At 51.9% G+C, this 25,419-nt stretch carries 16 protein-coding genes; all 16 read right to left on the bottom strand.

Translation table 11 applies throughout. The features are described from left to right. Positions 1-79: 79 nt before the first annotated feature. The 16 genes from H6F76_RS00520 to H6F76_RS00445 all read right to left on the bottom strand — a co-directional run bounded on the left by H6F76_RS00520 (position 80) and on the right by H6F76_RS00445 (position 25,071). Entirely contained in the window at positions 80-2,749 is a 2,670-nt protein-coding gene (locus tag H6F76_RS00520; RefSeq protein WP_190505002.1) for a hypothetical protein, read from the bottom strand. 246 nt (positions 2,750-2,995) lie between these two features. Further along, the gene (locus H6F76_RS00515; RefSeq protein ID WP_190505000.1) at positions 2,996-4,879 is read right to left on the bottom strand and encodes a type IV secretion system DNA-binding domain-containing protein; all 1,884 of its coding nucleotides are present in this window, start codon (positions 4,877-4,879) and stop codon (positions 2,996-2,998) included. Between the two features lie 133 nt (positions 4,880-5,012). Further along, entirely contained in the window at positions 5,013-5,228 is a 216-nt protein-coding gene (locus H6F76_RS00510; RefSeq protein ID WP_190504998.1) for a hypothetical protein, read from the bottom strand. A gap of 151 nt (positions 5,229-5,379) precedes the next feature. Further along, on the bottom strand, positions 5,380-5,994 hold the full coding sequence (locus H6F76_RS00505; RefSeq protein ID WP_190504996.1) for a hypothetical protein: 615 nt from the start codon (positions 5,992-5,994) through the stop codon (positions 5,380-5,382). Between the two features lie 153 nt (positions 5,995-6,147). Continuing rightward, entirely contained in the window at positions 6,148-6,843 is a 696-nt protein-coding gene (locus tag H6F76_RS00500; RefSeq protein ID WP_190504994.1) for a hypothetical protein, read from the bottom strand. Between the two features lie 35 nt (positions 6,844-6,878). Beyond that, positions 6,879-9,731, bottom strand: a complete 2,853-nt coding sequence (locus tag H6F76_RS00495) for a peptidoglycan DD-metalloendopeptidase family protein (RefSeq protein WP_190504992.1) — start codon at positions 9,729-9,731, stop codon at positions 6,879-6,881. Between the two features lie 168 nt (positions 9,732-9,899). Further along, a complete protein-coding gene (locus H6F76_RS00490; protein ID WP_190504990.1) occupies positions 9,900-14,201 on the bottom strand; it encodes a Calx-beta domain-containing protein in 4,302 nt (1,433 codons plus the stop codon). An 89-nt stretch (positions 14,202-14,290) separates the two neighbouring features. Then, positions 14,291-15,061, bottom strand: coding sequence for a hypothetical protein (locus H6F76_RS00485; RefSeq protein ID WP_190504988.1), 771 nt, complete (start codon positions 15,059-15,061; stop codon positions 14,291-14,293). An 8-nt stretch (positions 15,062-15,069) separates the two neighbouring features. Then, positions 15,070-16,749 (bottom strand): hypothetical protein, encoded by a 1,680-nt coding sequence (locus H6F76_RS00480; RefSeq protein ID WP_190447131.1) that lies wholly within the window; start codon positions 16,747-16,749, stop codon positions 15,070-15,072. Positions 16,750-16,804: 55 nt separating this feature from the next. Beyond that, entirely contained in the window at positions 16,805-17,548 is a 744-nt protein-coding gene (locus tag H6F76_RS00475; RefSeq protein WP_190504986.1) for a hypothetical protein, read from the bottom strand. A gap of 78 nt (positions 17,549-17,626) precedes the next feature. Then, a complete protein-coding gene (locus H6F76_RS00470) occupies positions 17,627-18,787 on the bottom strand; it encodes a hypothetical protein (RefSeq protein ID WP_190504984.1) in 1,161 nt (386 codons plus the stop codon). A 10-nt stretch (positions 18,788-18,797) separates the two neighbouring features. Continuing rightward, positions 18,798-19,904, bottom strand: a complete 1,107-nt coding sequence (locus H6F76_RS00465; protein WP_190504982.1) for a hypothetical protein — start codon at positions 19,902-19,904, stop codon at positions 18,798-18,800. Positions 19,905-19,938: 34 nt separating this feature from the next. Then, positions 19,939-23,064 carry a DUF87 domain-containing protein gene (locus tag H6F76_RS00460; RefSeq protein ID WP_190504979.1) on the bottom strand — a complete coding sequence of 1,042 codons (3,126 nt, stop codon included), beginning with the start codon at positions 23,062-23,064 and terminating at the stop codon, positions 19,939-19,941. A gap of 34 nt (positions 23,065-23,098) precedes the next feature. Continuing rightward, on the bottom strand, positions 23,099-23,491 hold the full coding sequence (locus tag H6F76_RS00455) for a hypothetical protein (protein ID WP_190504972.1): 393 nt from the start codon (positions 23,489-23,491) through the stop codon (positions 23,099-23,101). Positions 23,492-23,521: 30 nt separating this feature from the next. Further along, complete coding sequence (locus H6F76_RS00450) at positions 23,522-24,130, bottom strand: hypothetical protein (protein WP_190447137.1); 609 nt, start codon at positions 24,128-24,130, stop codon at positions 23,522-23,524. A gap of 749 nt (positions 24,131-24,879) precedes the next feature. Beyond that, positions 24,880-25,071, bottom strand: coding sequence for a hypothetical protein (locus H6F76_RS00445; protein WP_190447138.1), 192 nt, complete (start codon positions 25,069-25,071; stop codon positions 24,880-24,882). Positions 25,072-25,419 lie beyond the last annotated feature (348 nt).

The raw sequence follows: 25,419 nt of genomic DNA, 5'->3' as shown, positions 1-25,419 counted from the left end.
AAGCAGCGAAACGGTTGAACTAACCACCAAGCCGCACCGTGAAAATGACAAAGCCAATTGGTTTAACCGTTCGTGCAGACTAACGACCATCGCCCGCCACTACTTTCGCTTTCGGAGTTGCTGCCGCAGTCTTAGCCGCGTACTTTTCAGTTTGCTTTTCCACCACAGTCTTGAAAGCTTGGGAGTAGTCTTGACCTGGAGGCAGGACACCTGGAATCACCTCACTTGTGACGGCATTGCGAGTTGCAATCACCACGTTGTCAGCCTTGTTAATAACTGAAATGTTGCCTTCTTTCGACCGATTGAAGATTAAAGTCGACTTTTCATTGTCGTGACCCCAGCGGTCAGTTCCAGCTTCCTGGAGACGATACGCCGCAACAACAACAGCCATTTCAAACTGAGACGGTTGTTGTGCTGGCACGCTCTGTTTAAGGACAGGAGCCTTGACCTGACGAGTTGTCGCTGCAACTAAGGCTGCTTGAGCAGGTGCCACAGCTGCCTGTGCCGCCGCACGTTCCGTTTTAAGTGCTTCAGGCACTTTGCCAGCGTACTCAGGGTACTTCGCTTCAATCCGTGCCCAAACACCAGACTGAGATTGAGTGGCAACCTCCATGCTAGGTCTACACTTAGCTTTATCAATCGAGTTCAGAACGCCTGTGACTGCCAAACCATCTAGTGACAACCGATCAGCTGCTGTCGCAATCACCTCAGTAGCAGGCGTATGCGGTAAGTTGTGTTCCTGACAGAAGTTCTGTGCGCCATAAGCAGCCCGAGCCACCATAGTGAAACCTTCTGCAGGTGTACGACCAACCAGTTGGGGCTTACCCTCTACCTCCACACGCTGTTGAGGAACTTTGCCGGTCTCCATAATCCCCAGAGTCTTCTGACTCATGAGATCGCGTAAATCAATTTCAGTTTCGACTTGTGTTTCTACGACTACCATAACGTTGGACTCTTGTTCTAAATGTAAGTTTGCATTGGACTCGTAACCCACCACAGGCGGCTTTTGCACCACAGCCTGAGGACGCTCTTGATCAAAGCTTGGTAAAGACACACGCTGACCGTCAGCGGTCTTTAGAGTGTCGTCCTGCATGGCTTGTAGTACACCGTCATGCAAGACAGTAGACAAGTGCAACGACTGTTGACCAGGACTATACTCAGTCTCTTCGTAGACCCGTTGGATTAACGGTTGACCCTGGCTAACCTGGTCACTTAACGACAACTGCATGGGTGGTAAGAGCGGTCTACCGTTTTCAGTGAATGTCGCTGGGCTAACAAGGGTCTTCCCTGACTTTAAGAGCGTCATAGCAAGCGTCTCCATACGCTCCAGTTCAGGCTTTGGACGGTCATAAACACTTTGCGTGACCGATTTCTGAGATTGTTGTGAGGGTTGTACCTGCTCAGCGCCCCTAGCAACTACCGGTTGCTTTTGTTGGGCTTGTTCGTATTGCTCCACCAACTGAGCAAACTCTTTTTGAATCACAAGCTCAACGCTGGCAGGCATTCCTATGCCCATACCGTCACCGTCAGGAAAGGCCTGAGCGATCGCGTAAGCGTTTCCTTCACTTGAAACAGCGTCACCAGAGAACACCAGGTCACGCCAAAGTGAGCTGTCGTCATGGTATTCGCGTTGAAAGACCAGACCATTCGGTAGTGACAACTCGTCTACACCTGCCTCATTCAGGTACGTCGAAGCAACAAGACCGGCTTTCTTAACAGGGAACTCAAACGCCGCTATTAACTGCGTCTTAAACCGATCGTCCAAAGCGCTAACGACCACTGTGTCGCCTGTGTATTCACTCCTGGGTTGCTCACCAGGTTCTGTCTGCGGACGTTCTACCCAGTCCCCGCTCTGAAAGGTGAAGTCCATGACCACACGTTCAGCCGCTACGTCAACGACCTGGAACTGCATAGCTTCAGTACCGCCCAGTCGGTCACCAAGATTGTCAACTCGGTAACCATTCACTACAAGGTCAGCTTCTGGTTTGTCCCGCTCATAGTTACGGTCAGCCCAACGGTAGTAAGTAGAGTAGACTGTCGAACCCAACGCTTCGGGTGTCGTAGCCTCTAGGTAGTCAGACACTGACTGCATGGGCGGTTCCTGGATTAGCTGGACTTCTACCACTGGGGACTGAGCACTCAACTGACGAGCGATCGTGTCGATGGAGAGGTTCTGATTTAGCTCATACTCTGTAAATCGGGAGTACGACACGTGTCCAGTCAGACCGCTTGACGACTGGTCTTCGCCCCGAATGGCTTCCTCTGCTGCTAGAAGGTCATTCAACTCAGCTACTATTGCAGGCGTAATAGCGTCACCCTGGCTGAGAATGACGCGTGCTTGAGCTTCCCCGCTCCTGGTCATTGCCTGCGCCACGTCCGCTTGAAAGAAAAGCTCAGACACCAGTAACGGATTGGCAACCGCTCGTTGCCCTGTCTGTAACGCTGCTGCTTGTGACAGTGACAGGTGATTGAAGACAATATGTCCAGAATCAAGCTGTAACAACGGCTCCTCGCCGTTCAGCACTGTGAAACTTTTGGACAATCCATACTGATCATGGGTGTCCACTCGGTTCACAATCAGCGTTGAGTTTGGCACTTTCAAAAAGTAGGACTCAACGATCTCTTCGTCAGACGTGTCACGGTCAAACAACTCTGCGTGGGACCCTAAAGCCACTACAGAAGCGATAGTAGCCGCGTCCTTACCATAAGCGTCAGGGTGGTAGTTGTCCAAAGACTGAGCTTTAACCATGTCAGACTCCTTGTGCGATCGCACGCCGATTAAAACTAACTATGAAGGTTCGCAAAAAAGCTTCAGAACCACAAGAACAAGACAGGCCCAGGCTAGAACGGGGCACTTAAGGGCAAGCCTGGGTCTAGCTGGGTCACTTATGGTCAAGCTTGGGCAATACTGGGCAATACTAGGGTAAAACAGGACAAAACGGGGCGAAATGGGTCAAAGATAGCGATTTGCAAACCTTCGCAAAAACTCTCAGGTTTAACCAAAGAGACCTGCCAGTACGTCTACCGGTGGCGGCGCTTCCGCTGCCTCGCCTTCGACGGGCACTGGGAACCGCTCGTTAAACTCGGCGACACGCACGTTCACGTCTTCCTGAGTCGGCATGCGGAAGGAGCCAGCAGCGCGTCCCACTAACCGAGACTGGACAGCAGACCATTTACGCTCAATCAGCCCTGCTAGCTCGATTTCAGCCGGAGGAATGACCATTTTGATGCGGCGTGGCAAGTAAGACATTTCTTTGTTCTCATACGCTGGGTTGGTCATGACACAAGTGCCAGGCGGCAGGCAAATGAACTCTTCTGGCGAGACGAGTTTACGGGTGCCCACTTCAAGGGAGTGACTGGTGGACGGCTTACCACCACCAAGCGTCTTACTCTTGTTCTTACGGACAATTTCTTCGTCCCCAAAGAACTTACTGAAATACTCTGCTGACTCCACTTCACCAGGGTTGAAAATGAATTTGGTGGCACAGCCGCCCATAATGGCGAGGCTCATTTCGTCACCGTAAATTTTCTTCAGCTGCGACTTGTTTTGAAAGCCAATAATTCCGTTAAACCCGTCTGACCGGGACTCGTTTTCCCAGTTCACTAACTGCGGTAAGTAGAGCGTGGGCAGTTCGTCCAGCACACAAAAGAGCGGGTCTTTTCGTCCACCTGTACGGAACAGGTTGCGGTTGATCAGCATGTGGATCGCTGTTGCCACAATCGGACCCATGACGTCCCGTAGTTCCCGGTTAAGACCAAAGACAACCATTGTTTTACCGTCCAGATCGAGGGGAAGCGTCGTCTCGCCAATACAGGCTGCCAGAATTTTGGGCATGACCAATTTACCGAAGTTCAAGGACGCTGTACCAATAATCGAACTGACGGTCTTTTCAGAGTCCTTCACGCTGAAAATTTGACCGAACGCCTGCCGAATCCAGGGGTCAATGCCAGAGCTTTCGGGGTAGAGCCGTTCAATCAGCTGAGGGGCAGACATGATCACAGACGTCATGAGCACGTCTGCGCACTTCATTTGCTTGGTCAGCATCATGACCGCTTGTGTAAATTGGTCACCAGCTGAGTCGAAGAACGGATCACCACCACCAGAAGCGCCAATCTTAAAGTTCTTGTTCATGGTGTTTGCCAACTGCCGCGCGTCGGCTGAGTCGCGGTTGGGGTCGCCACACAAGAAGTCCATGAGGTTCAATACGTCACTCTCAGGGAAGCCTGGGGCAAACACATGAATTTTGTACCCTAGTTGTTCGGCATACCAGGCGACAGCGCTGGTCTGAGTGGGGTATTTGAAGTCATAAAGCACTAGCGGGTAGCCCTGTTCCACCACTGAACGAATCGCAGGGTCGATCGCTGAGAATGTCTTACCAGACCCAGGAGCACCCACCACCATAACCGATCGCTGAGTGTCAGGAATCCAAATGGTTTTAGCGTCGCCCTTCAACTGCACTGGCGTCTCCTTGGGGATTGAGCCGAGTTCAGGAGCCGGTGGAAAAGCAGTCGGCTTACCATTTCTGGTTGTACGTCGCTTCAGGACGCACTCTGGGTAAACCAGTGTTTCTGGTCGCACAATCCAAACACAGGCGGCTTTGCGGGAACGTCCGTTCAACTGCTTAACGGCTAGCTTGCGGGCTGCACTGATTTCGCGCTTTGAAGCCCACTTAGCGCGTGCTTTCTCGTTGGCTTTGGTACTCCCAGACTTCGTGTCCTGGCTGAAAAAGGACATGACAGCAAGACCAGCAGCGCAAGCCAGAAGTGTAAGACCAGACCGAGACATAAGAAACGCAGGCAGGGCTTCCAGCGGAGCCGGTACTGGATTCGCAGCCAGGATTAAAGTATGTGTCGTTGCAGAGAGGTCTTGAGGGGACATAAGAACTAACCCAGTGCAGAGAGTGTGGAAGGTAAACGCTTGCTTTAGTGATCTCGCTCCAGACAGGTCGCAGCCGCTTTACAGGGCGTTCATTTCAAAGATCACGATCGGCTTATAAATCAGTAGAAGACGGCTACAGAGAAGCCTCTACTCCGCCATAAGCCACGTGAAGATAGGAGTGCATTTGACACAACAACGACTCTCTACGACCAGGGGTCTGAGCCATTGCTTTGAGGTCTTCCAACGCCTTCTGAAAGCAGGCAGCGGGTAAAGACGGTTCCACCTGATCCGAGTCGTCAACTAAGGGATCAGGTGGTGTTGAAGGGGTAGGCAGATCAGGACTCGACACAGTAACCACTCCGAGCGCAAAGAGCTAACAAAACCACAGCAGAGCCAAAACAGTCAAAACGGCAAACAAAACAATTAAGACCAACGACACAGCAAACAGAACCGCTAGAAAGCGTGAGTACGGGAGTACGGGTCAGAAGAGTGCAGCGTGGCTAGCGACCAAACGCAGTTTCTGCCATTGGTAGCAACCACGCACGAGCGCCGCCTTTCAGACCCATGGTGTAACGGTAGCCACCTTCGTCCCACATTGCCTGAGCAAAGCCCATGCCAGCACCCATTACCCACGGCACAAAGTAGACCGACTGACCGTTAGAGAGCCGCACCCAACCAATGGGGTCAGAGGAAACCCGCACGTAGCGATCGAGAGCACCAGGCGCTCTAAACCAGGTATACATTGACTCAATGTCTACCTGATCAGCACGCAGTGGTTCAGCATTGGCGTAGGCAATAATGCAAGACAGCGAACCATTCAAGCAGTTCTGACTGTTCGTAATTTGTACTCTGTAGCCTTGCTGTTCTGTGTTGGGATCAGTCATGACACCACCCACTGCAAAAAAGGTGTTTGGACCGACCAACGTATTGCGGTAGACGAGTTTAGTTGGCAAGTGTAGCGGCACTCCCAACTGTTGCAAGTCAGGAGTGACACGCTGGTAGTCAATCGGTGCTGAAGCAACCTGGTTGGACTGAGCAAACGCAGGGGCGATCGCCAGCAGGCAGATAAGAACGAGTGACAAACAGACGGTTAGCAGTACTTTAAGCCTGGACATGGGGCTTACCTCCGGCGTTTTCAGCGTTAACACAAGTACTCAAATGAAATTCACCACAGGAGGGGCAGGGTGCCAAGCGGCTTGGTTTCAACAGTGCTGACAGCAAAACAGGACCGAGAGACAGTAAAACTCGACGTTTCATTGCAATTCACCTCAACGACTAGGGGCGCGGCATTTTGAGGAAACCGCGACACCAAGATTTTCCAAGGCTGACTTGTCCTCTTGAAAGAGTTCACAACCATGTTCATCGTCCATAGGGCTACCGAATGACGCTCGTGTGGTGCCAACAAACAAACCACCACCAGAAGTAATGGCTCGCGTCAGTGACTGAAACTCAGTCGGGTTCTGCCGCTTCAGCTCCTGGTAACGAGCAACAGCAAACGACACAGCAGTTGGTAAATCGACATATTGAGTCAGGCTTTGCAGTGAAGGTAGACCGATCAAGTTCACACAGGCTTCACCTGCTTGTTTGACCAACGTCTGCCAAGGTTCTGCTTGACCCCCGAAGCCGTGATCGACGTAGACATTGAGGTAGTGGTAAGTTCCACCGTTCAGTTCACGGGAAGCCAGGAGACTGAATTTAGGCACAGGTAAATGTGCCGGACGCTGCGGTAGGCAAGACACGATCGACTGTAAAGTCGGAGTGCTCTGACCATTCAGGAAGTCCACAGCTTCGGACATGGCAATGGGGTAAAACTCTGAGTCGTTGCCAACAGCAGGAGCCGACTCTTCTACAGGGCTTTCCGCTCCGTCAGTAGCATGAGCTACGGTACCTAAGCCAAAATGCAACAGCGAAGCCAGAACGAATCCCACTAAAACTAAAAAGACCCAACATAACCAACGAGACATAGCGAACCTCCAAAATGAGTTGAAAGTGAATTTGCTTAACGACCGAGAGGGGGTGAGTGTTCAAACTGCATTGGGTCGACTGCTCCACCACCACCGGCGTAAATCTCATAGTGAAGGTGAACACCACCAGAACAGGAACCGGGTGTTTCGTTACCTTCCAACCCAATCGGTTGTCCACGTGCAACGGTTGCTCCTTTTGACACCAGCAGCTTGACCATATGCAAGTAGCGGGTTTCAAGTTTTAGTTGCGGGTGAGAAATGCTAATCACCCCACCGCAACGTCCGCCTACAGGTGTGTATTCAGTCACTCGACCGTCAGCTGCTGCCAATACCTGTCCCCCAGGACCCGTTGGGTGTGCGTTATAGCCTTTTGCGGTCTGAAGGTCTACGCCTGCATGAAGTCTGCCATTACGTGGACCAAAAGGACTGGTTCTCTGACCGCCGGGGAGGGGGTTTTGCAACAGACACTTTTGACCAGGTGGACACGGTTTACCGCCTTTAGGAGCGGTACAGTTGCCCGCCTCGGACTTAGCGTCAGCCAAATTAGAAGTGGCGATCGCGTCGCGGTAAATTTTGGCTGCTTGAGCAATGGACTCTGCTTCAGCGCCGTCATTGACGATCCACCGACACTTCACCCAGTTAACCCGACCACCACCCGCACAACTATTCAAAGTCGTACCGTTGCCATACAGCTTCCCGGTTCTCATGCCGTAAGCCAGCACCTTCGCCGCAATGTCAGGGCGTTTAGCAAGCTCAGGATTAGCTACTAAATCGACATTCATACCTTTGGACTTCAGGTAAGTTGTCGCCGCCTGGTAGTTCGCTTTGTGGGTTAGTTGCACGTAACCCCGCCCCCAGTACTGAGAACCACCCGAGGACTCAAGGCGAGTAGCGCCTTCTTCCAGGTTGACGAAGCTTGTCTCACGGTGGACTGTAGCCAGGACATACGCCACCTGGTTAGGGTCTGTAATCCCCTCTTCTTTTAGTGCCGCTAGAATGCGTGGAATGTGTTTAGAGCCATTGGCACTGCTGGTACTAAAGGCACCGTCGTTATTTGCAGTCCCAGCACCCAATGTTTTCGCTACTTTTTCTACCGCACCAGTCGCTTTAGTGACTGACTCACCACTCAACTTCGTTCCACCGCAGTCGTCAAAGCCGTCTGTAGCGGACAGCGGATCGTCGCTGCCAGGAAACCCAATGCCGCTACCGTCGTCTTTCGGGTTGCCAGCACCGAGGTAAATAAACTGCTTCTCGTTGTAGGTCAGGAAGGGAAGTGGACCAATGAAGTAGGGTGTGCAGCCCAGGTCAGGCACACCGCGCTTACAAAGGCGTAGGTACATGGACGTGCCTACCTTCCCAGCCGGTTGGTCAACTTTCGTGACCACCTGCTTGAACATGGAACAATAAGGGTGACGACCGGTTGGTTCTTTGCCACCATTGACACGACCCAAAATGCCTTCACCGCCCTGTACCATTTGCTTTTTGCTCATCCAAGACTTGCCGTTAGCAAAGGCGCCGACGCTTGCCGCGTCCATTTGAGACCCTTGAATAGGCGACAGCTCAGCGTGTTCGCAGTTCTCGGTGCAGGCAACGCGGAAACCTTCTTTGTAGCTACCAGAAAGTGAGCGATCGCGGTTTTGTTCTTCGCTGTCCAGCGGTACGTCAACTCGCGCCACAAAGGCGTCAGCGGCTTCTTTCAAAGGACTGGGAAATTGGTTAAAAGGAACTTTGTCCAGCCCAGGAATGCCTTTCATGAGCACTTGTTCCCAGTTGGCAAACTGTTTAAGCGGAGTGTTCTCCAGTCCCGGAATTTGGGACATGATGTACTGCGACAAATCCAGGTTTTTCATGCCTAGTGCCGCTAACTGTGGGAACTTCTCAGTCAGTTGACCCACCGTGAGGGACTGAAGGCTAACCCCGTTCAGCAGTTGACCTGCCCCACCAGGAAGCTGTCCTGTTACCTGTCCTAACTGTTGGCCCACAGTCTGGGTTGCTGCCTGGGTGATCGCACCTGTAGGGTTTGACAACGCACCAACAACCTGCCCTGCCTGGTTCACAAACTGACCGGCTTGGTTCAAAGAACCGAGAGCGTTGCCAGCCATGTCAAGCACCTGACCAGAGCCATTGACCTGACCAACCAGGTTGCCCGCTGTGTCGAGAAATTGACCCTTGGAGAGGCTACCTACCAAGCCACCAGCAGAGTCAAGAATTTGTTGAGCGCCGCCGCCTGTAAGCTGCCCTGCAAAACCTTGTAGGCTGTTAAGGTCAAAACCTGGTAATTTACCAGATAAGCCAGCAGTCAGCAAGTCAGCGATCGGCTTCACTTCTCCCACAAGCTTTTGAGACAAGTTCGGCACAATGTCGTTTAACGACTTAATACTTTGTAGTCCAGTTGGGAGAAACTTGTCGAGACCGACAGTACTGGAAACCTGACCTGTAATGCCGTCAATACCCTTCTGGGTCAACGACTCAAAGCCCAGGCAACCCTGAATGGCACCTAAAGGTAAAGCGTCCGCAATTTTCTGTCCTGGTTTCCACTCAATTTTGTCAAAACCTAGAGACCCGGCAGCCTCGGGTGGCATGGCGACAGCGCCACCCTCTGTAAAAGGAGCCATAGAGTCGAAGCTGATCTTCGACCAGTCAGGCAGCGTCACACCGTCTTTCAGAATGGACGGAAACGTTGAAGGGGCGGTTACTGTAGACGTTGTCTGAGTCGTCTGCGCGAGCGCGTTCTCAGAACCAGACAACAAAAACCACAGCACAATGACCAGGGCTGATACCTTGACGCTGTGCTGTGACTGACCCACGTAGAACGTGCCGTACAGCAACCCTAAACAAACAATAATTTCAATGCCAAGAGCAAATGACTCCGGTGTAAATGAGTCCATGAGCGATCACTTATGAAGAGAGTGAAGAAGACAGCGAGGGACGAAAGCAACACCAGCGGTAAAGCGGCGAGTCAGAGTTAAGTCAACTGACTGGGCTTTACCACTGGATTACTAACTAAAAAGGAAGACTGGGAGCGCCGAAAGACTCCCAGTCATGATCTACCAACACTATTTGTTGAGGGCGTTCAACGGTTTTGGTTGTGAGGGAAATTGGCTGAAAGGCACATTTGCCAAACCCGACACCTGAGAGACAGTCGACGTTTTCCAGTTAGGAATGTCACCTAAAAGAATGTCGTTATAGCCAGGTAGCTCACTCAAAGGCATTGAACCCATTTGCAGCCCACCCAAAGACGGATTAGACTTGATCGCGTCAGCAAAACTCATGCCTGAAAGCTGTTCAGCCGTGACCTTACCGCTAGACTTTGAGGCAAGCCATTCAGCCATGCCTTTAACGTCACCGATCTTCTTAGCACGGAGGTACAAGGTCTTGCTCAAGCCTTGAATAGACGTGTCAGATACCAGGTTGAGTGTGCTGAGCGGCTTCGTTGCTATGCCCATTTGACCCATTGAGGCAAGCCTGGACAAGCCTAAACAATGCAGGTTGAAGCTGCCTATTGTGTCGCTGACGCGGACAATGTCGGCAACATTTTGACCGGCTTTCCAATCGCGCCGGTTGCCACCGAATTTCATTGAACCGGCTTGGGACGGAGCAGGCAAACTACGGAAGGTGATTGCACTCCAGTTCGGCTGACTCTCTTTAAGCTGAGGAATCAAACGCACCAGCTCAGTTGGGGTTTCACCAGTTGTAGAGCAGGACTGAGGCATCATGCCGAAAGCAGCACTTGCCAGGAGACCAGGGACTGCTAAAGCACTACCAGCAGCACCAGCAGCGCCAGCAGCAGCACCACCGAAAGCACCACTCCCAAGGGCGATTGAACCACCCACAGCACCAGCAGCCGCTACAAACCCAACAGCACCACCGTTGCCGCCTTTCTTACCAGAGGTCGTCGGAGCAGGTGTAGCTGGAACGGGTTTAGGCGTTGCCACTGCAACCTTGTCGTTGTAGCCTGCGGGGACAGTGAAGGTAGTACCATTACCACCACCGACCATGTAACCACTGCCAGGGGGCACGGTTGCCGCCAGTGTTTTACCAGTCGTCGCCGTTGGCAGTAAGCGTACAGGCACCGTTGCGGACTTTTGACCTGAGCCAAAAGTCACTGCGTTGGGCAACTGAGCGTAGTCCACACCCGAGACACCTGTGCCGCTGAAATCAACTGGCACTGTCAGTGGGCGAGTCAAATCACCACCGTCGCGGGTGAGCACAAAGGCAGGAATCGACGAGTCGAAGCCAATGCCAATGACACCTTCTGTCGGTGCTACTGCTGTTTGGGGTTCGACCGTGTAGGTAACAGTCGAGTTAGTCCCCTGGTCATAACCAGACCCAGGCGTAACAGCGATCGCTACGGTACGACCTGGAGTTGCACCAGCAGGTATACCAAGCGGCACTGTAGCGCTCGTAGCACCTGCTGGAATCGTTACGGTGCCCGAAAGTGGATTGTAGTCAGTACCAGAGACACCGCTACCGCCCACAGTGTAGTTAATAGGCAGAGGCGCACTTGTGTCACCTGTACGGGTCACGGTAAAGCCGTCTGTGCTGGTGCCAGGAGTCAGAATTGTGTCCTGACCAGCAGGCACCGAAACCGTCACCGCAGAATTACCGTTAGCATTAGGTGAATAAGCGGGAATGGTGTAGACCGCTGGAGCTGTGCTGCTAGGAGCATAGCCATTACCAGGCTGTAGGGTGATCTGCACGTCTTCCTCACCTTCGGCAGCAGTACCGCTTTGAGGGAAGGCTGAAAGTGGCACAGTGGCAGAGGTTGCGCCAGCAGGAATGGTCACAGTCCCAGGCAGTTGACCGTAGTCAACACCAGGCGTTGCAGTACCACCCACGGTATAACCCACAGTCAACGGTTTTGTTGTGTCACCTGAGCGTGTCACGGTGAAACCGTCAGAAGTGCTACCAGGTGTCAATGTCCCACCGTTTCCAGTACCAAAGTCTACCATTGAAGGTGCAAAGGCAGGAATCGTCAGTGTGGTTGTCGGTGTTGTGGCGTCAGGCGCATAGCCATTACCAGGGCTGACCGCAACTTGAATGTCTTTAGCAGGGGTTGCAGCTGAACCGGTTGCTGCTGGTACTGTCACAGGTACAGTTACACTCGCTTGACCAGCTGGAATGGTCACAGAACCAGGTAGAGAATTGTAGTCAGTCCCGTTTTGAGCTGTGCCGCCTAATGTATAGGAAACAGGCAATGGCTGACTCGTGTCGCCCGTACGGGAAATCGTGAAGCCACCTGTTGTGCCTTGAGGAATTGTGCTGCCGCCAGTACCAGGAGTTGCACTCACAGACGAAGGAGTGTAAGCAGCTGTCTGGTAGGTTATAGTTCCACCAGTCAGGTCAACACTGTAGCCCGTACCTGATTGTGGAGTCAGAACGATCGTCTCAGACGGTTCAGCCGTGGAGCCGTTCTTCGTAGGAGTCGTAATCGTCTGAGTCGCAGACGTTGCACCAGCAGGGATCGTAATGCTGCCAGGAAGCTGGCTATAGTCCGTACCAGGAGTCGCTGTACCACCAATGGTGTAAGGAATCGTTAAAGGCTGCGACGTATCGCCTGTGCGGGTCACAGTGAAAGGCACCGAACCGCCTGCTGGAATCGCGCCGCCATTAGACGGTGACGACACGCTTACTGTAGAGGGGGTGTACGCCGGAATGTCGTAGCTAATCGGTGTTGCGCCCGTTGCGTCATACCCCGTCCCAGCAGCAGGGGTGAGGCTAAGCGTCGTGGCAGGAGCAGCAGTCGTTCCTGTCTTCTGGATTGCTGAGAGCGGTACAGTAGCAGAGGTTTGACCCGCTGGAATCGTGACTGAACCTGACAACGGTTGGTAGTCAACGCCTGGTTGAGCGGTACCGCCTGTTATGTAGTTCACGGTGAGCGGTTGCGTGGTGTCACCACCCGCACGAGTCACAGTGAACGGTTGGGTCTGACCGGGAGTCAGTGTGCCACCACCAGTACCTTGAGTGAAGCTCACAGTGGAAGGGTTATAGGCAGGGATCACAAAGGATTGAGACTGAGCAGCGGCGCCTGAAGCGGGAGTCAGGTAATTGAAGTCAGTAGGGGGCGACAGAGAAATTTGGACGTCTTTCTGAGGTACTGCTGTCGAGCCAGAAGGAGCTTGAGCAATAATCGGCACGTTCAACGTACTTTGACCTGCAGGTATGGTTGCTGTGCCTGACAGGTAGCCGTAGTCAGTCCCATTAACGGCTGTACCAGCCACACCGTAAGTTACAGTCAGAGGTTTAGACTGATCACCATTGAGGCGCGTTAAGACAAAGCCGCCAGCCGTGCTACCAGGTGTAATGGTTGACTGACTATTAACGGGAGTGACTGACACTGTTGAGTTATTCAGTTCAAGAATGCGTGCGTTCCAAGTTGACTGACCCAGAAAAGTGTAAGCTGCTGGAGGCGTAAACACCCATTGCAGGGTTGATTGAGGGTGATTGTTTTGGTTGAAGAAGACCGGCACTTGCGTCCCAATTGGCACGTATTCAATTTGGTTTGAAGCGGGAAGAGTGAGCGTGTTTGCAGTTAAAACAACGCCATTGTTTGAACTTGTAGAGTAGTCAGTACCAACTACAGCAGTTCCTTGCTGAGTGTAAGACATGGCAAAAGGAGTCGAAGGATTAGTCCGTGTGACAACCACTGCCAGTCCGTTTCTTGCAAAGGTTGGGTCCTGTGAGTTTTGCGGTACGGTGTCAGAAAGTTTCTGCTCGAAGGAGTGACGAACAAAAACGTAGTTCCCGTTTACCGCTGCTGGTACAAACCCAGCAGGGTAAACAAACGGCACTTTCGGCTGCGTACACAGGTCAAATGTCACGTCAGGCGTTGGTTGCACTGAGTCCCTGCCATACCAAGCACTCTTCGCTTCGGGTCGTTGATCGCCCGATTGCACCAAGACATTCCCGACAATGAAGTAAGAGGTTGGGTCAGAGTTGCAAAACTTGTACTTGTAAAACCGGGGTGTGGTGTTGGAGTAAAACAACGGGTCGTTGGTTGAAATTGCCAAGAGTTCAAACCCGTTGTACTCATTAATACCGCCTGTCTGAGCCGAAGCGTTGAAGTAAGTAATGCCAGTCAGGTCTCCCACCAAACTTTGAAAGGTCGGACCTGTAAGCTGGGCACCGACAATGTCATTAATGAACTTGTTGTCATAACTTGGTGGCAGTGGGTAATCGCTAAGTTTCGGTGCGGACAGAGCAGCAGTCAACCAACCTGGGGAAAGCAGAACTGAAACAGTTGTTCCTAAAACAAGCGCGGCTGCTTTGAGACGTTGGCGTTGTTTGTCGGGAGCGAAACCTTGACCACCACGAGCGGGTTTTGGCTTAGAGACCGTAGCGGAAGAAGACTGAAGCATGAGAGGCGTCCAAAGAGTAAAAGTACAAAAACGAAACAGAAGGAACAGGAAGGAATCGAACTGTCAGGAGATGTAGTCAAGCCGCATCCTCAGGGTGCATTGCTATAACCACGCAAGCGATCAACTAGCGCACTAGGTACGCCAGTCTGTTGCATCGCTTCAGCAAAAGGCTTACCAGACTGCATAAGTGCAATCGTTGCGGTCAACTGCTGGTAAGCCAAACTTGTTTTGTCAATTTGGTTTCTGGTCTCAGCGATCGCTAGACCTTGACTCAACTGACTCAAAACTTTTTGTTGGTACTCTTGAGAAATTGAGACCAATTGTGCCGGCGCTGGAGGCGGGCTAGGAACGATCTCCACCATGCTGTAGGGTGGCGTGCCACCGGCTAACACCAACTGAAACAGGTACACCTTACGAGCGCCGCTGGCTGTTGTAATCACGGTGAGCTGAGTGCTGTTACCGTCAGCAAAAATGCCCTTGGGGAAGTCGATCGCCTGCGGTAACTGACGCAAGCGCATAATTGAAGCACCGCTACAAGAAGCGATACGGCTGTTGTCTCCACCACCCAAGCCGCCACTCGAGAGGCAACCGTCGAAATCGATCACGACACGACTAGGGTTGTCTAACCACACTTTCTGCACAGACTCGTTCAGACGCAGGAACGACAGATTCAAACCTTGTGTACCTAAAACCAGACGTTGCATACCTGTCTGGGTCGTACCTTCAGCAGTCTGAGACGAGACACGGAGCACTGCTGCTGTCTCAGCTAAGGACGGTGACGCAGTGACCACCACCGGGAGTGCAGACAGCCCAACCAACAACGTAACCAACCAGGGCAAACGCCCAGAGCGGATCAGCATAGTGACACCTACATTTCAAACGAAGCGTTGACAAAGACCTTGACTTCCGTACCAGCACCGAGCTGCCAAGACGCTGGGGCATTCGCCGCCGCTTGGTTTGCTGCTTGTGCTTTTTGCTGTAGAGACTGAGCCAGGTTGCTACCAAACCCTTGAGCAAAACCTGCCAACGGACTGGCCTTACTGGACGTGGTTGTAGCGCTAACATTGCCGCCTGACACGGTGGCTGAAGAAGACGGTTGGTTCAAAATTTGACCGGCTTGGCTGACACCAGCAAAGAAGGATGGCAGAATCGACTTGATTAAACTGCCCCCACCAGAGTTGCGCTTGCCAAAGGCGACTAACCCACCGTCAGAGCCGCGCACCACAAGCGTGTCCTTCGGTACGGTGTACTCCTTGTTGTCAACGAGCACTGAACTCACCACAAATTCAGCCAGTCCATTTTGAGGGCTGAACGAACGCGGTACCATGACCAGAGTGGAACCAGCCGGAATTGCTACCGCTCCGTTCGCGTCATTCAGACCCGATTTTAGTTGCACCAAGTACTTAATAGCGGAAGGGCTGTCAGGGCTAACAGGCGTTGTGTTGTCACCCGTCATAACCACACCTGTGGTTGTCTGAGCCAGTGCTGTTGTACCTACAAGCACAGCGCTCAAGGGACGGTCACGCAAACCAGGAGTGCTGGAGCTAGCACGCAGTTGGCTCAACGGTCGAGCGCCACCAGTAGCAGCAGGTGACGGAGTTGCAGCAGGCAACACAGACGCTAGAGGTGCTGAAGCTGGGGCACTAACCGGTGCATTGTTGAAGCTAGAACCGCCAGTAGCACTACCAGGGGGGACATTACCGTAGCTACCCATAGTCGCGGCCATGCGCCACTTCTCCATTGGATCAACAGGTGTGGCAATTGGTGACGGTGCTGGCACTGGTGACGACATGACAAATGCTTCTGGAGCGGCTGGCATGGGCATTGGGCTAGCCAGAGGTATAGGTGCCGGAGCTTCACTCACTCTCTGTGGTGCCGCTGGTGACGGTTGCGTCGTTGGTAGCGGTTTCGGGCTAGACGCACCATTCAGCAACTCTTTTTGACGCGTCAGGGCTGATTGAGTCTTGTATTTAGCAACTTCGTCTGCCTGCGAGTCCGCTGTCACCGTTTCAGCCACCAGAGAAGGAGACGTCACCACAAGCGGTGCTTTAGCGTCCTTACCGCCCATAACACTAGAGAGAAACGCACCCAGCATCAGAATCACGACCAGCGTGCCTGACCCAACGACCGCTAACTTAGTGAACGGACTGCCAATAATGCCGTGTTTCGTTTTTACGGCACGAGGATCAACAATGTCCTCCTCGTCGTCCTCTTCACCAGAGGCAATTACTGCAGCTTTACCAGCATCAGGCAGCTCGTCTGAGTCGTCGTCCAGTAGAGCAGAGGCAGGTAATGTCTGTACCTCGCTGCTTATGTCATAGCCTGCTAATTGAGACAGGTTTAAAGACGGCGCAAACGCTTCGTCGTCGTCTTCAACCTGTGAAACTGGCGGTGGTAATTCTTCTTCGCCAGCCTCGTCAAACTCCGCTTGAGAGTCAAAGCCATTACCGAAACTGTTTCCGTCGGGCTGTGCGTACTCAAAGTCAGGTTCTGTGTCTGTGTCCGTGTCTGTGGCGTGTTTATTGTTCAGCTCTAATAAAGTAGTCATGTCAGTCGAGTCGTAGTGTTGGTAGTCAGCAAACAGTCGTTAGCGGTTAGTCACGTCAGAGGTTAGGGGCGTCAAAGTCACGCATGGCATAAATTTCTAGACCAGCCGATCGCACCTGTGCAATTTGGCGCTCAACTTCGGAAGTCACAGGCAGCACCGTTGGAGGGGTGATCGCACGCACAAAGACTTCACGGTTGTAGGGAATGCCCGCACCAATTTGGTTGTCAGCCGTAAACCGCACGAGGTTGGCAACCACAACCACTTTCCATTGACCATCTTTGAGTAGTTGCGGTGTGCTGACGTCCTGTACCACCAACACCAGGCGTTCTGTCTGGTTGAACACGTTGCGAGGGGTCAGTTCAGCCAGCCTTTGTAAGTAGGTCGTCCGAAAGTCTTCGGAAAGCCCGAAACTGGCATAGCTTGCTAACGTGGTAATTTTGGCAGTGCCAGACGGAAGCTTAATAACAACCCCTGGGTCTGGGGCTAACGGCACTTTTGGGTCTAAAGGAGGCAACGTACCCACTGCAGAGGTGAGCATTGTGAGTTCGTCTTGCACAAACTTCTGAATGACCGCAGGTGTCCGTTCACCAGAGTCCATAGGAGCCGTTGCAATGGTCTTGCCGGACTCCAGTTGCACTAAAGACGATGGTGCTTTACGGGACAAGCCCATGTAGGCACCAAACAGTAGCAAAAGAGCAAGGAGAGTAAAACCTTGTATGCCTAGAGACGCAAGCACGAAAAAGCCGAGAGTGCTACGGGCGTCTTTAGTACCAGACCTGCTAATGGAAAGCGAACGCATAAGGACTCCAGAAATGAGTGTTGGATTGTGGGACTAAACAAGGAACAACCAAAACAGGTAAACCAAAGCGGGTAAACCTCAGTCAGCAGCTCCAATGACCTTGCTAGCTGCTGCCGCTGCCGCACTACCACCGCCACCACCAACAGCGGCTATTTTGCTGACTGCTAAAGCACTACCAGCACCGGAAGCAGCCAGAATGCCGTTAAAAACTGCTAACCCGCCACCGGCTGCCATAGCGATTGCTAGCAGAGGGGAAAACAGACCAAAGAACACGGCAGAACCGAGCGTTTCTGTACCAGAGATTTCGTAAATTGAAAGCGCTGTCAGACCCGCAATAATGTTGTAGGAGAGCTTGAGAAGGCTGAGAGACCAGAACGCCGTTAACCATGCAAAAATTGGCTTGGCACCGAAGGGCAGCAGCGAAGCCGACAAGGCTAATGGAGCCATAAGCGCTGTCAGTAGCATGGAGACTTCAATCAGTTGCTGGAAGCAGTACTGGCATGCCGCCATGAACAGAATAATTACCCCTACCGTGGCACTAGAAGCCAGGGCACTGCCGCCTTTAAGGATCAATGCAGGCGGTGTAAGACCAGACACAGTGCTGATTGCCTTACCCGGAGTACCGAAGTTATCAGACGCTATTTGCTGCAACTGCTTCAGCTTCAGAGTCGCGCCGTAGGTGTTTTGGTACTCGGAAAGAATGCCTTGTAATGCTTTGTTTTGCTCTTCTAAGCATTGAGTCAACTTGTTATTCTCAACGATCGTGTTGCACTGACCTCTAGCTGTCACCAACTTCGCGTGAATAATGGAGTAATCACCCAGTTCGTTGAGCGTTTTCTCCAGGTTTTGCTCTGCCGCAACCACACGGACTACCTGGAGAGTGAAGTCGTTCAAGGTGTCCCGTAATCCACGACTGAAGCCAGAGAGCATGGCACCGTTATTGGCAGTGAACAGAATGATGACGATCGGCCAGACCAGGTCTTGCAAAGCCCAAAGCCCATTTACTTCGTCTGAGAGCCACTTACGGACAAAGTCCAACAACCAGAAAACCAATGCTCCAGCAGCAAGAAAAATCCCAATGTTGTTAATGGCACCGTAAAGACCGCCACTTAGGGCAACGTCCCAGGTACGGTCCCAGGCTTCAGACACGTTTTTGCTAATAACTTCGGCACCACCGAGAATGCCGGCACTAGCCGCATTGGAGTTAACCTGGCTGAACAAGGAAACAAAAGGCAGCATAATTTTGGCTCTAACGAATGAGGTGAAAGGCTTTGGCACTGGCTTCAGCTGTTTGAGCAACCAGGCTGTTTTCTTGAATAATGCGTTGCTGTTCAGCACCGTGCATTTGGGAGTTCATGTCGGACAACTGCGTAACCGCTGCCGCAACACCCAAATTGACTTGGCTCAACTTGGCAGACGCATCACCGAGTAGAGCCACTTGAGTAGCGTTCAGTTGAGACAAGCTAGCGAGTTGACTAGACTGAGACGCAAGCTGTTTTGACTCGTCCGCCAACTGGCTGGACAAGGTAGCAGCTGTCAGGTTGAGGTCTTTAATCGCGTCCTGTGTTGAAACCCGTTTCTGTGCCTGTTGTGCCTGCTGTTGCGCTTTTGTCGCCGCCTGACCAGAAGTGCTTGACGCTTGAGTAGACTGAGTCGTGAGCTTTTCGGAAGCAGAGGCGACCTGCTGAGAGGCTTTGACTTGCTTCTCAATGTTCTGAAGGTCTTCTTTGGTTGCCTTCTGGGCTTCCGTAGAGAAGTTTGCTTGTCCCCAAAGGTCTGCTAGCAAAGGGGCCGCAGCATTGTTTTTCAAAATGGAAGGCATTACACCACTAACGTTGTTTAGTTCAGCTTGAACAACGGGTTTGCCCTCTTGATCCTTATCGCCCAAAAGGCCCTTCAGCAGCTTGTTAGGATCAGGTAAGTTCAAGTCCCCAAGTGCATTCTTAATGGCTTCGGAAACGTCGTCTCCAAGAGCGCCAATGTAGTCTTGAACAACGCCTTCAATTTGACCTTTTAACGCTTCAAATCGCTTCAGGTAGCCGCCTACGAACCCCTGAATTTGCTCGACTTGCTGCTGCATACCACCAATGCTGCCCACAGACGAGGCACTAGAAGTAGAAGTGGACGTAACAGTAGGGCTAGAAGCACCAGGGTTGAACGATGTTTGACTTAAGCCAGGAGACGCTAAACCTAATGACGCTGACAACAAAGCGCCTGATACAACGGCTGCCGCTGCTTTAAGACCTGTCCGGCGTTGAGACCGCACCGATGGCGGCAGGGAAACCGGGTTTTGCTTGACTGAAAAGGGAACTGAAACCTGACGTACCACCGCAACCTCCAAAAAGACTAAGGACAAGAACTGGACTCCAAACACCGACAAAACAGGCGCACTAAACGGCGCTACCAACACTGGTCAAATCTGGAACTGGCTCAGGCACGGAAGCATTAGAATCTGACGGGGTAACAGACGGTATGAACGTGACCGCATTACCGTTAAAGGGAGGCGCTGTGATGACCGACCAGGTTGGCTCAAGTGCAACTAGCTGTTCCTCCTGGGCGGCTTCAACTTCGACCTCTGGTTCTGTTGCCTCTAAAGACAGGGAAGACTCAGACACCAACGTTGTTACCACCACCGCTTGACTGCCAGGAGCTTCCACCACCGCTTCAGGCGGGACGTTTACAGCGACCGGAGCAACTGCAATTTCAGGTGCAACTTTTAGAGTGGTTGGAGCGGCTGCGATCGCAGTACGTGGTTTAGGGAGGCGCATTTTACGACCGTCACGCAGGCTTGCACAAAGCTCAGTCGCAAACTTGGCTACGGCTGTAAAGCGATCAGAGTAAGCAGCGGCGAACGCATCGCGAGCCCGTTGTTCATGTGGGTTGTTTGCTACAATGCCGAGTTGGAAGTACGGCGAGTAGTAGCGGCAAAAGGTGAAGGTGACATTGTTGTCCAGCAACCACTGTGAGTAAATGCCCTCGCGCTTGGGGAAGAATGAAGCTGTCGCATTCCGCGCAATAATCGACTCGTCGTAGTTCAGGTATTTGACAAAGCTAGCGACAGCATTCGGCTGAATGCGCCCGACCAGCCGTGTTGAAAGGTTTTGTAGAATTTTGGAGGCAGACGGTGACTGAGCGATCGTGTCGACGTCTTGAGCAGACAAGATCACCCGTACACCGGCTTTCGCACCGTTAGCGCACAACCTAGCGACTAACTCTGAAATTTGGTCGAACTCAAACAGAATGGGTGACTCGTCTATGAAGAAAATGGACTCTGGTGACGAGAGTGCCCGACGTAGAGCAGCAGAGTAAGCCGAAAGGGCAAGAATGGCTGCGTCGTCGTCTTCAGTCAGGTTCCGCAAAGCGAACACAAGCAGCGGTGCGTCAGTGCGGAACGTTGACGGTTCCGAAATGGCTCGACCCACACGGGAGTTCAACCAGAACTCTAGCTGTAGCTTAATGAAGCCCATTGCCCGTCGAATGTCTGGGTCGTCTGCTACCCCAGAACCAACATTGTCTAAAGTGCAAATGCCGAGAAAGTCACGCATGGTGGGCATTTGCTTCCACAGTGCAGTGCCAACACCGGCATTCATGGCGTCAAGGTAACGACGGTCAATTCCAGGGTCGTTGAAGAACTTGCCCAGCAGCAGGTTAATTTGTGCCCGAATCGTCCGCTTCAGCACCAGCATTTCTGGTGTCGTGCTGTCGCCGCCCAAAATCATCGTCATGAGCGCTGATTCAAGGAAGGCAATGTAGTCCTGCATGCGGTTCTGCGCTTGCTCCATGGAGAGCGATCGCAAGTCGGGAATTTCAAAAAGGTTGTTTCGCTCTGTACCAATGTCGAAATATGCCCCAGTCTCAGGACCCAGGAAGGCTGCGTAGTCCTTAAACGTACTAGCTCCGTCTGTCGGGAAATCTAAGACCACAATCGGAATTTTGCGGCTCAGAGCTTGAGTCAGCCAGCCTGAAATCATGACCGACTTCCCTGAACGGGTGGTACCAAAGACAGCCAGGTGACGATGCTGGTTGAAGAGGTCAATGTAAAGCGGTACGCCACCTTCGTCTGAGATCAGCTCAAAGCCGTCTTCGTCCGCTGCTTGGGGTAGTACCAATGACATGAAGCCTGGTGCTTCGCCTGTGAGGTAGCATAAACGGCGATTGAAGGGACGGATTAGCATCGAGTCCCAACAGACAGGTAACGTCTGCTGCCAAATCAACCAGGCATATTCCAGCTCACGGTCAATCCAGGCAGGACGACGCACACACGACTGCAGGTAACGGCAACCCTCATCAAGGTCGTCCAGCGAGTCACGGTGCACCAGAATCACTACAGCCGTGTGCAGTGGCACTGAACCTTCATAGAGTTGTTCTTGAGCTGCCACTGCCTTCCGCACTTTAGAGAGGGCAGCTACGTCAACCGAATTCTTAGACGTCGCCAAATTCGACGACACGATCGATTGCTTGGTCAGTCGCTGCATATTGGTTTTGACTAACGCCTCATTTGCTCGCTGTAGTTGGCAAAACACTTCGGTGTCAGTCACGTTGTCGCGTGACAGCAAGTCCCACAAGTAACGTAATTGGTCGTCTTTGCTGGCCCAACCCGCAGGTTTGTCAACGAAGGTCAAAGCACCGACAAACTTACCGTTGACGTGTGCCCAGGCACGATCAGCAACCGGCATTGTTTCTTGTGACTCCAGCAGCAGGGTTGTAGGGTGAATGTCAGAACGTACAACTTCTGACAAGCCCTGCTCACTCATGGTCACTACTTGAGGCAATGGGGGTGCGTCGGTCTGGTTGAGTCGACTCCAAAGGTTTTTCCACAACATGGTTTCGTCCATAGGACGCACATCCAGACCGAGCTTGTTACCGAGTAGCTGCTCCCAGATCTGGAACCCGTCTGTAAAGGCTTTCGTGAACAAGTCTTCAAAGCGCACTTGTTCAACTTCTTCCAGTTGCCCGGTAAACTTGTTCCACCACGACAACCCACGTTTGGTGAGCCGCTCAATTGGGTCAGTCGCTCCGTGGGTATTTGGGTCAATCGTGTAAGTAACGTAGAGCTTCAAGAACTTGGGCTTACGCATGCCCGTTTGAGTCAGTTCTTGAATCCGTTGCTTTTCGCTATAAAGCAAGAACTTTAAAGCGTCAGACGACGCACCGGCTGCAATTTCCGTGAGTCGTCGTTGACGGCTAGCGTCAGACGAGAAGGAACCAAAATGAATCGTTAGCGTTTCACCCGGTGGCAAGTCTTTCAGACCCGATTCCAGCTTGTCAAAGGCAGTCTCGATCTGGCTGTCCCTCAAAGTAGAGTGGATCCCCTTGCACTCAAACCCAAAAACGAACTTGAGACGATCTTTGGCTTGACCTTTACCCAAGACTAAGGCACCAGTTGACCGACCGCGTAAGTTGTAATGCAATGGGAATTGGAGGTCTAACGAATCCTCCATGGCAGTCAGGCTGACCGCTTTCCCACCGGTAGGTGCCGTCACCTTTTGCTTACCAAGACGTTTTTGAGTTTTCATACGGGGCGCTCACAGCAAATAAGAAGGAATTAACTTAAGAACGTTTTTTGTGGGTACTGCCCGCTTTCTGTTTTGCTGGGGTCTTCTTTTGAGAACGGAGTGCGTGTCGTTCGAGGACTAAACGCTCTTGCTCAGCAATGATTGATTGGAGAGGGCAGTACCGTTCCCGCCCTCGTGTCCAATGCGGAGCGGCAATGAACTTGCCTAGAAAGCGGTAAGAACGCGAACCCGTCAGCAGCCACCAGGTACCACACGCCCAAACAATCAGCAGTCCTGTCCAAAGCCAGGAAAAGCGCAACGCTTGATTAAAGACCAAGTAGAAGGTGAACGCGATCGCTAGCCAGGGGAACAGTTGATCGGAAGGAATAGGGCCAAAGCGTGGTTGCAATCCCAACGCTTGGTTTACAGTGCGGTGACGTTCGGTCATAAAAGCTCTACCTCCGTAAGTGAAACTGGCTTAAGCTTTCGCTGAACCGCTACCGCCACCAGTGATCAGCCCACCCAAGACATCGCCTAGCGTGACCGTCACGAGAATGATCAACGGTGTCTTTGCCAGGGTTTGCCAGTCTTCACCGTCACGTGCGTTTTGGATCACCTTGACTAGGGAAATGCCCAGGTAAATCACGAACAGACCACGCAGCACGTTGAAGGTTAAAGCAATCATGTCGGCAACGTTGCCACCGGAACCAGCTGCACCTTTGCCCAGTGTTGATTTCATCCAGGTCTCGGTTTGATTAAAGAACTGAGCGCTTGCAGGTTCGGTATGACCAACCAGCGCGATAACTGCCACAACGGCACAAAGCAGCAGAGTCATTGAACCGATCGGGCTCCAACGACGCCGGTTGAGGAACCGCTCAGCGGAGCGGGACATTCTAAGCAGTTGGTGAGGGTAGACATGACCCCAGGCAAGCAGCACACAAAGCGCATTAAAGAAAAACCCTTCAATGCCAAACTTAATTGTTAGTAGAAACGCTGCATTCGTAATTAAGAAACGAGTACGAGGAGCCTGAAAGGCATCGAGCCAAAAACAGCTACTTGAAGAAGCAGGACTAAGAGAAGTCGTCATAGAAGAATTTCCTCAGTAACACAAAAGATATAGAAGAAGCGCTGAAAGAGCAGAACAAAGCCTGTAACAGCCGCTTTCCAAAGACCATAAGGTCTTCCTTATACTTTTGTACCGAGGACTATCACCCAAAAAGGAGAGCGCTTTTTGAGGGTTTAGCTGTTATTACGGAGCATTAATTAGCAAACAAGAGTTAGACATTTTGTAACAGAAAGCAAAGAGGCGTTCAAACACAAAATACTGGGCAAAAATATTGTTACAGAATGACTTTTTGTCCAGCCAGCTACTCTAACAAAATGACTCTTGAGCTAGTACAGGAAAAACGTGCAGGGTGGGAAGCCTCTGTTAGCAACAAATGCGTTTCAAAAAGTGAGCAGCCTGAAACCTTTACAGGGGCTGAAACAAAGCTTTTATTGATCGTTACATGAGAGTCTGTATATGATGCCGCACTTTCAAGGTGCGGCTCTCTTAAAGCTTGAATGCATGAGCCCACTGTGATTGCCTAATTAAACGACAAAAGCCCCAGCCGTAAAGCTAGGGCAAACATACAGTGCAGACAGTTTTTAAGACAGCCGGAGTAGAGAAGACTACTCCTAGTCGCTTGCGCCCATAGAGAAGGCAGTCAATAAACTGAGGAAACGAGACCAGCTTCGATTACGGCTTGGATGGTGTAGTGTTGCTGATCTTTAGGTGAGGGATAGGTAGCTGAATAAACTTTGGGTTTAACAGCCTAGTTGTTGAGCACGCCCTCTTCATTGGTTGTATACCATGTCGACACAGAGAACGAGAGCGTCCTTGGGAAGTTCTGAAAGCCTGATGCGAAGAAGGAGATGAAGCGCATCACGAATAGGGGCTGATTTTGCCCATTGCTGTTCATAAGACGAAGCCTGCTCTTTGCCAAAAAATGCTGACTGTTTTTGGTTCTTCTGTTCTTGATTATTCATGTAAAAACCACCGAGTTTCGCTAGCCCTTTCTCATTGTTCAGAGGTACAAGACTAACGAGCCTTGCCAACGCTAAAGGGTGCGCTTGAACAGCTGTAAAGTGCCTTGGCGGTGCAACAAGAGTACAGGTGGGCCATCTGTATCTGCCATTAGTGATGGCTGTATTGAGTGGATGGAGTCATCATCGTCTGTACCTTGGTGTGAATGAGCAAGAGATCTGGGTTCTTCCCAGGTTTTGATACTGCTGGCGAAACATTGCTTAATACAAGACTCTGCTCGCTAAAGAGTGACTAGGATGACAGAGTAGCGTTGATATCAGGGGCTTTGTCCATGTCACTGCACCCCCAAA

Source organism: Leptolyngbya sp. FACHB-321 (assembly GCF_014695975.1).
Lineage (GTDB): Bacteria > Cyanobacteriota > Cyanobacteriia > Leptolyngbyales > Leptolyngbyaceae > Stenomitos.
This window is presented reverse-complemented; position numbering and strand designations above follow the sequence as displayed.